This is a genomic window from Streptosporangium sp. NPDC006013 (assembly GCF_040614275.1).
Classification (GTDB): Bacteria; Actinomycetota; Actinomycetes; order Streptosporangiales; family Streptosporangiaceae; genus Streptosporangium.
Genome location: NZ_JBEXUE010000475.1, coordinates 1 through 7,692, shown reverse-complemented (window position 1 = coordinate 7,692; position 7,692 = coordinate 1). Strand labels below are relative to the sequence as shown.

The following is a 7,692-nucleotide window of genomic DNA, read 5'->3' as shown; positions in this document are numbered from 1 at the left end:
CTTCGCCGCGTGACGTCGTTGACGATGGCCGGCCTGGTCAGGGATGGTGGCCGACCGCCGCGTGGTGTCCTGTGAAGATCATCGGCGGCCGGGGCCGGCACCACCCGTCGGGTGAACAGACCGGAGGGCCGGATCGCGAGCTGGTCCTCGCCGCTGCCGCCCGCGAGGACGCTCGCCAGGCGCCGCGCCGCGCGCTGGTCGAGCGTCCCGGGCAGATCGACCAGGCCGCCCCACCGCCGCGGGTGCTCCAGCGCGGCCGTCCAGCCCACGCCGTGGACCTGCGCCTGGACGGGGTTGGTCACCGGATCCGACCGGCCGGTGGAGACCGCACCACGGGTGAGGCACCACAGCGGCGCGTCGATGTCCGCGTCGCCCAGGGCCTGCACGAGCGCGACGGTCAGCGCCAGACCGGTGGCCAGCTCCGGGTATCGATCGGTGGGCTGTTCGGCCAGGGCCAGCAGGGACACCACGCCGGAGACGTGCTCCCCCTCGTCGAGCGAGGCGTCCACCCCGGTGCCCGGCGCCCCGGCATCGCCCGGCGCACCGGCCGGCACGCCGGTCAGCACGCGCGCCAGCAGAACGCGGTCTGTGCACGACTCGTCGAGCACGACCCTGCGGACCCGCGCGCCGTGCGCGGTCAGCGCGTCGGCGACGTCATCGCCCGTGAGGCCCTCTGTGGTGACGAGCAGCCACGTGCCCGACAGGGGGGTGGAGGCGAGGCCGGTCATCGGCCGCCACGCGACGCGGTAGCGCCAGGAGTCCACGGTGGACCGGGCCCGTTGCCGGCGACGCCAAGAGGACAGCGCGGGTACCACCGCGGCCAGTGCCCCCGTGCCCACGTCCAGTCCCGAAGCCAGCGAGTCGAGATCCTCCCGCTCCACCGCCGCCCAGAACCGCTCGTCCGCCGGGTCCGCCGCGCCGGTCGTCCGCGCCTCGGCGCGCCGTATCCAGAACCGCTCCCGCTGGAAGGCGTACGTCGGCAGCTCCACCCGGCGGGTGCCCGTGCCGTCGAAGGCCGCTCGCCAGTCGATCGGCACGCCGCGCACGAACACCTCCGCCAGGGAGGTCAGGAAGCGCTCCGCGCCGCCCTGGTCGCGGCGCAGAGTCCCGGCGACCACCGTGCCCGCCGTGGTCCCACCCGCCTCCTCGGCCGTCTCCTGGATCGCGCCGGTCAGCACCGGGTGCGGACTGACCTCGATGAACGCCCGGTACCCAGTGGCCAGCAGGCACCGCACCGCGGGTTCGAACCGGACGGCCCGCCGCAGGTTGCGGTACCAGTAGTCCGCGTCCAGCTCCGTGCCGTCCAGCCAGTCCCCGGTCACCGTGGACAGGAACGGCACCTCGGCCCGCTGCGGCCGGATCGCCGACAGGGCCTGCGGCAGCTCCTCCTGGAGCCGCTCGACATGGGCCGAGTGCGACGCGTAGTCGACCGCGACCCGCCGGGCCCGCAGGCCCTCCTCGGTCAACCGCCGCAACAGCTCATCGAGCGCGTCGGGGTCGCCGCACACCACGACCGAACGCGGCCCGTTGACCGCCGCGATCGAGATCCGCTCGCCCCAGGGGCGCAGCCTCTCCTCGATGTCCGGCACCGGGAGCGAGACCGACATCATCCCTCCGGCGCCGGCCAGCCGCCGCGCGATGGCCTGGCTGCGCACCGCCACCACCTGCGCGGCGTCGTCCAGAGACAGCGCGCCCGCCACGCAGGCGGCGGCGATCTCACCCTGGGAGTGCCCGATCACCGCGTCGGGCTCCACCCCGTGCGCACGCCACATCGCCGCCAGCGAGACCATCACCGCGAACGACACCGGCTGCACGACATCCACCCGGTCCAGCGACGGCGCGCCCTCCACCTGGCGCAGCACATCGATCAGCGACCAGTCGACATACCGGCTCAAGGCCAGGCCGCACTCGGCGACACGCTCGGCGAACACGGGGGACTGCTCCAGCAGCAGGGCGCCCATACCGGCCCACTGCGCGCCCTGCCCCGGGAACACGAAGACCGTCTTGCCCTCGACGTCCGCCACTCCCTGGGTCGCGCCCGGCGCGGACTCGCCCGCGGCCACCGCCCGCACCGCGGCGGAGAGCGCGTCGCGGTCACCGCCCACCACGACCGCGCGGTGCTCGAACGCCGACCTCGACGTCACCAGCGAGAGGCCCACGGCGGCCGGATCGGGCTCACCGAGGTCGGCCACGTGCGAGGCCAGCCGCCGCGCCTGTGCGCGCAGTGCCTCCGCCGTCCTGCCCGACACCACCCACGGCACCGCACCGGGAACGTGATCACGATCGGAAGCGGCGGCATCGGCGTTGGGACCTGCGAGCACGACGTCGCCGGCCGGTTCCTCCGCGTCCGGCGCCTGTTCGAGGATCGCGTGGGCGTTCGTGCCGCTGATCCCGAAGGAGGACACCGCGGCCCGGCGCGGCCGTCCGGTCTCCGGCCACGGCATGGCCTCGGTCAGCGGCTCGACCGCGCCCGCCATCCAGTCCACGTGGGACGACGGCGTGCCCACGTGCAACGTCTTGGGCAGCACCCCGTGCCGCATCGCCATGACCATCTTGATCACGCTGGCCACGCCCGCCGCGGACTGGGTGTGGCCGATGTTCGACTTGACCGACCCGAGCAGGAGCGGGCGCTCCCGGCCCTGCCCGTACGTGGCGAGGAGGGCTTGGACCTCGATGGGGTCGCCCAGGCCCGTACCCGTGCCGTGCGCGTCGATCGCGTCGACCTCGGCCGGGGACAGCCGCGCGCCTACCAGGGCCTTCCGGATCACCCGCTGCTGGGAGGGGCCGTTGGGCGCGGTCAGCCCGTTGGACGCGCCGTCCTGGTTCACCGCCGAACCGCGCACCACCGCAAGGATCGGGTGGCCGTTGCGCCGCGCGTCGGACAGCCGCTCCACCAGGAGCAGGCCGGCCCCTTCCGCCAGGCTCATCCCGTCGGCCGCGTCGGAGAACGCCTTGCACCGGCCGTCGGCGGCCAGGGCCCGCTGGCGGCTGAACGCCACGAAGGCGGCCGGGGTGGTCATCACCGTCACGCCGCCCGCCAGGGCGAGCGAGCTCTCGCCGTTACGCAGCGACTGGCAGGCCAGGTGCAGCGCCACCAGCGACGACGAGCAGGCCGTGTCGACCGTGACCGCGGGCCCTTCCAGGCCGAGTACGTACGACACCCGGCCGGACAGCACGCTCGGGATGGTGCCGGTGACCTGGTGTCCCTCGGCGTCGGCGGCGTCCGAGCCGTACTCCTGGTAGCTGGAGCCGATGAACGTGCCGGTCGAGTGGCCGCGCAGCGCGAAGGGATCGATCCCGGCCCGCTCGATGGCCTCCCACGCGGTCTCCAGCAGCAGCCGCTGCTGCGGGTCCATGGTCAGCGCCTCGCGCGGTGAGATCCCGAAGAACCCGGGGTCGAAGTCGCCGGCGTCGTGCAGGAACCCCCCTTCGACCGAGTACGTCGTGCCGGAGTGATCGGGGTCGGGGTCGTAGAGCCCCTCCGCGTCCCAGCCCCGGTCGGCGGGGAATCCGGAGATCGCGTCGACCCCGTCGGTCACCAGTTCCCACAGTTGTTCGGGAGAGCCGACGCCGCCGGGGAACCGGCAGGCCATCCCGATGATCGCGATCGGTTCGTCGGCGTGGGCGGCGACCGGGGCTCCGGCGTCCGCGCCCACCTCGCCCACCGAGCCCACGACCTGCGACCGCAGGAACTCCACCAGTGCGGCCGGGTTCGGGTGATCGAACACCAGCGTGCTCGGCAACGCCAGGCCGGTCACCGCGACCAGCCGCTTTCTCAGCTCCACCGCGGTCAGCGAGTCGAAACCCAGCTCGCGGAAGGCACGCCGCTCGGAGACCACCTCGGCTGAGGCGTGCCGCAGCACGGCCGCCACCTCGGTGCGCACCAGATCCAGCAGCCTGCGCCGCTGCTCCTTCTCGGTCAGGTGCCGCAGCCGCGCGACGAATTCCGGGTCGCCGGAGGCCCCTGCCCCGTTCTCGCTCTCGCGTTGTGCCCTGACCTCCGCGAGCTCGCCGAACAGGTGGCTGGGCCGGGCCGAGGTGAAGATCGGATAGAACCGGTCCCAGTCGACGTCGGCGACCGTCACCACCGCGTCCCGGCCGCCGGCCGCCCGGCTCAGCTCGCCGATGGCGAGATCGGGCGGCAGGAAGGCCAGCCCGCGCCTGAGCAGGTAGTCGGCCATGTCCTCCGTCGCGGCCATGCCGGCTTCGGCCCACGCGCCCCAGGCCACCGACGTCGTGGCGAGACCGCGCGCACGCCGGTGCTCGGCCAGCGCGTCGAGGTAGGCGTTGGCCGCCGCGTAGGCGCCCTGCCCCGCGCTGCCCCACACCCCGGCGATCGAGGAGAACAGCACGAAGAAGTCGAGCTCGCGATCTCCGAGCAGGCCGTCCAGGTTGGCGGCGCCGGCCACCTTCGCCGTCATCACCTCGGCGAGGGTGGCGGCGTCCGCCTGCTCAAGGGGCGCGACGGCCTCCCCCACCCCGGCCGCGTGGACGACCCCGGTGAGCGGGTGCTCGGCCGGGATCGTGGCCAGCACGGCGGCCAGCGCGTCGCGATCGGCCACGTCGCAGGCGACGACGCTCACCTCGGCCCCCAGCGCGAGCAGCTCGTCGCGCAACTCCGCCGCCCCGGGGGCGTCCATGCCGCGCCGGCTGGTCAGCACCAGGTGCGTGACGCCGCCGCGTACCAGCCATCGCGCGGTGGCCGCGCCCAGGGCGCCGGTCCCACCGGTGATCAGCACCGTCCCGCCGGAACTCAACGCGGTACCGCCGCCGACCGGATCGGACGCGGCCGGGTGACGCCGCAGCCGCCGGCCGAACACGCCCGACGCCCGGACCGCCACCTGGTCCTCGCCGTCCAGGCCCGCCAGCACGCTCGCCAGCCCCTGGGCGGCACGCCCGTCGACGACCTCGGGCAGGTCGACCAGGCCGCCCCACCGCTTCGAATGCTCCAGGGCGGCGACCCGGCCCATACCCCATACCTGCGCCTGGACCGGACGTGTCACCCGGTCGCCGGGAGCCGCGGACACCGCGCCACGGGTGACGCACCACAGCGGCGCGTCGATCTCCGCGTCGCCGAGCGCCCGCAGAAGCGCGACCGTGAGCACGAGACCGCTCGGTACCGCCCCGCCGTCCGCGACGGGCGCCTCCGTCAGTGCGAGCATCGACATCACACCGGAGATCTCGTCCAGCTCCCGGAGCCGGGCCGCGAGCGACGTACGGTCGGCGTCCGTCCCCTCCAGCACGAGCCGCTCCACTCGCGCCCCGTGACCGTCCAGCGCGGCGACCACGTCGCCGTCCGGAATCCCGTCGGCGGTCACCACCAGCCAGGTGCCCTCCAGCATGGTGAGAGGGGGCGTACGGCGGGGCTTCCACTCCACCCGGTAGCGCCAGGAGTCGAGCACCGACGCCTCGCTCCGGCTCCGTCGCCACGACGACAGGGCCGGGAGCAGGGTGTCCAGCGAGGAGGAGTGCTCGTCGCGCAGGCCAAGGATCGCGGCCACGTCCCCGGCGTCGCCGCGCCCGACCGCGTCCCAGAGCCGCGCGTCCGCCGGATCGGCGACCGCGTCGTTCACGGCCGACGGCGGCTCCGGCCAGAACGACTCGTGCTGGAACGCGTACGTCGGCAGGTCCACCCGGCGGGCCCCGCGGAGCAGGGTCGGCCAGTCGACGCGTACGCCGTTCACATGCAGCTCGGCCAGCGCGGTCATGAGGGCGGTGCTCTCGTCGCGGTCGCCGCGCAGCACGGGCAGCAGCAGCGCATCCGCCTCCGCGGGAAGGGCGTCCTGGGCCATCGCGGTCAGCACGCCGTCCGGCCCGATCTCCAGGAACGCGGTCACGCCCGCCCCGTGCAGCTCCCGCACGCCGTCGCAGAACCGGACCGTCTCCCGCACGTGCCGCACCCAGTAGGCCGGTGAGCACAGTTCGTCCGTGGCGAACCCGCCGGTCACGTTGGAGATCACCGGGATCCGCGGGGGTGCGTACGACACCGTCTCGGCGACCGCCTGGAACTCCGCGAGCATCGGCTCCATCAGCGGAGAGTGGAACGCGTGCGACACCCGCAGCCGCTTGGTCCTGCGCTCCCGGGCGGCCCACCCGGCGGCGACCTCCAGCACCGCGGCCTCGACCCCGGCGATCACCACCGATGCCGGGCCGTTGACCGCCGCGACGGACACCTCGCCCTCGCGCCCGGCCAGCGACTCCAGGATCTCCTCCTCACCGGCCTGGATCGCCACCATCGCACCGCCGGCCGGGAGCGCCTGCATCAACCGGCCCCGCGCGGCCACCAGCGCGCAGGCGTCCTCCAGCGTCAGCACCCCGGCGACGTGCGCCGCGGTGAGCTCCCCGATCGAGTGCCCCGCCAGCGCGGCAGGGCGCACGCCCCACGACTCCACCAGCCGGTACAGCGCGACCTCCAGGGCGAACAGCGCCGGCTGCGTGTACTCCGTACGGTCGAGCAGCTCCGCGTCGAAGAACAGTGCCTCCCGCAGCGGACGGTCCAGGTAGGAGGCCATCTGGGGGGCCAGCGCCGCGAGCACGCCTTCAAGGGCCTCGGCGAACACCGGGAACCGCTCGTAGGTCTCCAGGCCCATGCCCACGCGCTGAGCACCCTGGCCGGTGAACAGGAACGCCGGTTTCTGGTCGTACCCGGCCTGGCCGCGTACGACTCCCGGCGCGGCCCGGCCGCCGGCCAGCGCGCGCAACCCGGCCAGCGCTCCGGCATGGTCCTCGGCCAGCACGGCGGCCCGGTGCTCGAAGGGGGAACGGGTGGTCACCAGCGAGAACGCGACATCGGCCGGCCTCGTCTCGGGACGGCCCTCCAGGTGGGACAGCAGCCGCGCGGCCTGCTCCCGCACCGCCTGCTCGGTCCTGCCCGAGATCGGCAGCGGCAGCGGCAGGCCCGCCATCGGCGGCCTGTCAGCCGAGGGTGTCGCCCCCTCGGCCGACGGAGCCCGCTCGACGGTGTCCTGTTCGATGATGAGGTGAGCGTTGGTGCCGCTGAAGCCGAACGACGACACGGCGGCCCGGCGCGGGTGGCCCGTCTCCGGCCACTCCCGTGCCTCGGTCAGCAGCTCCACCGCGCCCGCGGTCCAGTCCACGTGCGAGGACGGCGCGTCGACGTGCAGGGTCTTGGGCACGATGCCGTGCCGCATGCCCATGATCATCTTGATCACGCCCGCGACACCCGCCGCCGCCTGCGTGTGGCCGATGTTCGACTTGATCGACCCGAGCAGCAGCGGGCGGTCCTTGGGCCGGTCCTGGCCGTAGGCGGCCAGCAGCGCCTGCGCCTCGATCGGATCACCCAGGGTGGTCCCGGTCCCGTGCCCCTCCACCACGTCCACCTCGGCCGGGGACAGACCCGCTCCGGCCAGCGCCTGGCGGATCACCCTCCGCTGGGAGGGGCCGTTCGGCGCGGTCAGCCCGTTGGACGCACCGTCCTGGTTGATCGCCGAGCCCCGCAGCACCGCCAGCACGTCGTGACCGTTGCGCCGGGCGTCCGACAGGCGCTCCAGCACCAGCACCCCGACGCCCTCGGCCCAGCTCACACCGTCCGCGCCGTCCGCGAACGACTTGCACCGCCCGTCCGCGGACAGCCCCCGCTGCCGGGAGAACTCCACGAACGGTCCGGGTGTGGCCATCACGGTCACACCGCCGGCCAGCGCGAGCGTGCATTCCCCCGAGACCAGTGCCTGT

At 74.3% G+C, this 7,692-nt stretch carries 1 protein-coding gene; it reads right to left on the bottom strand.

The window, feature by feature from the left end:
- Nucleotides 1-7,692, bottom strand: a 7,692-nt coding sequence (locus ABZ260_RS42130) for a type I polyketide synthase (RefSeq protein ID WP_355628997.1), incomplete at both ends; no start/stop codon positions are given.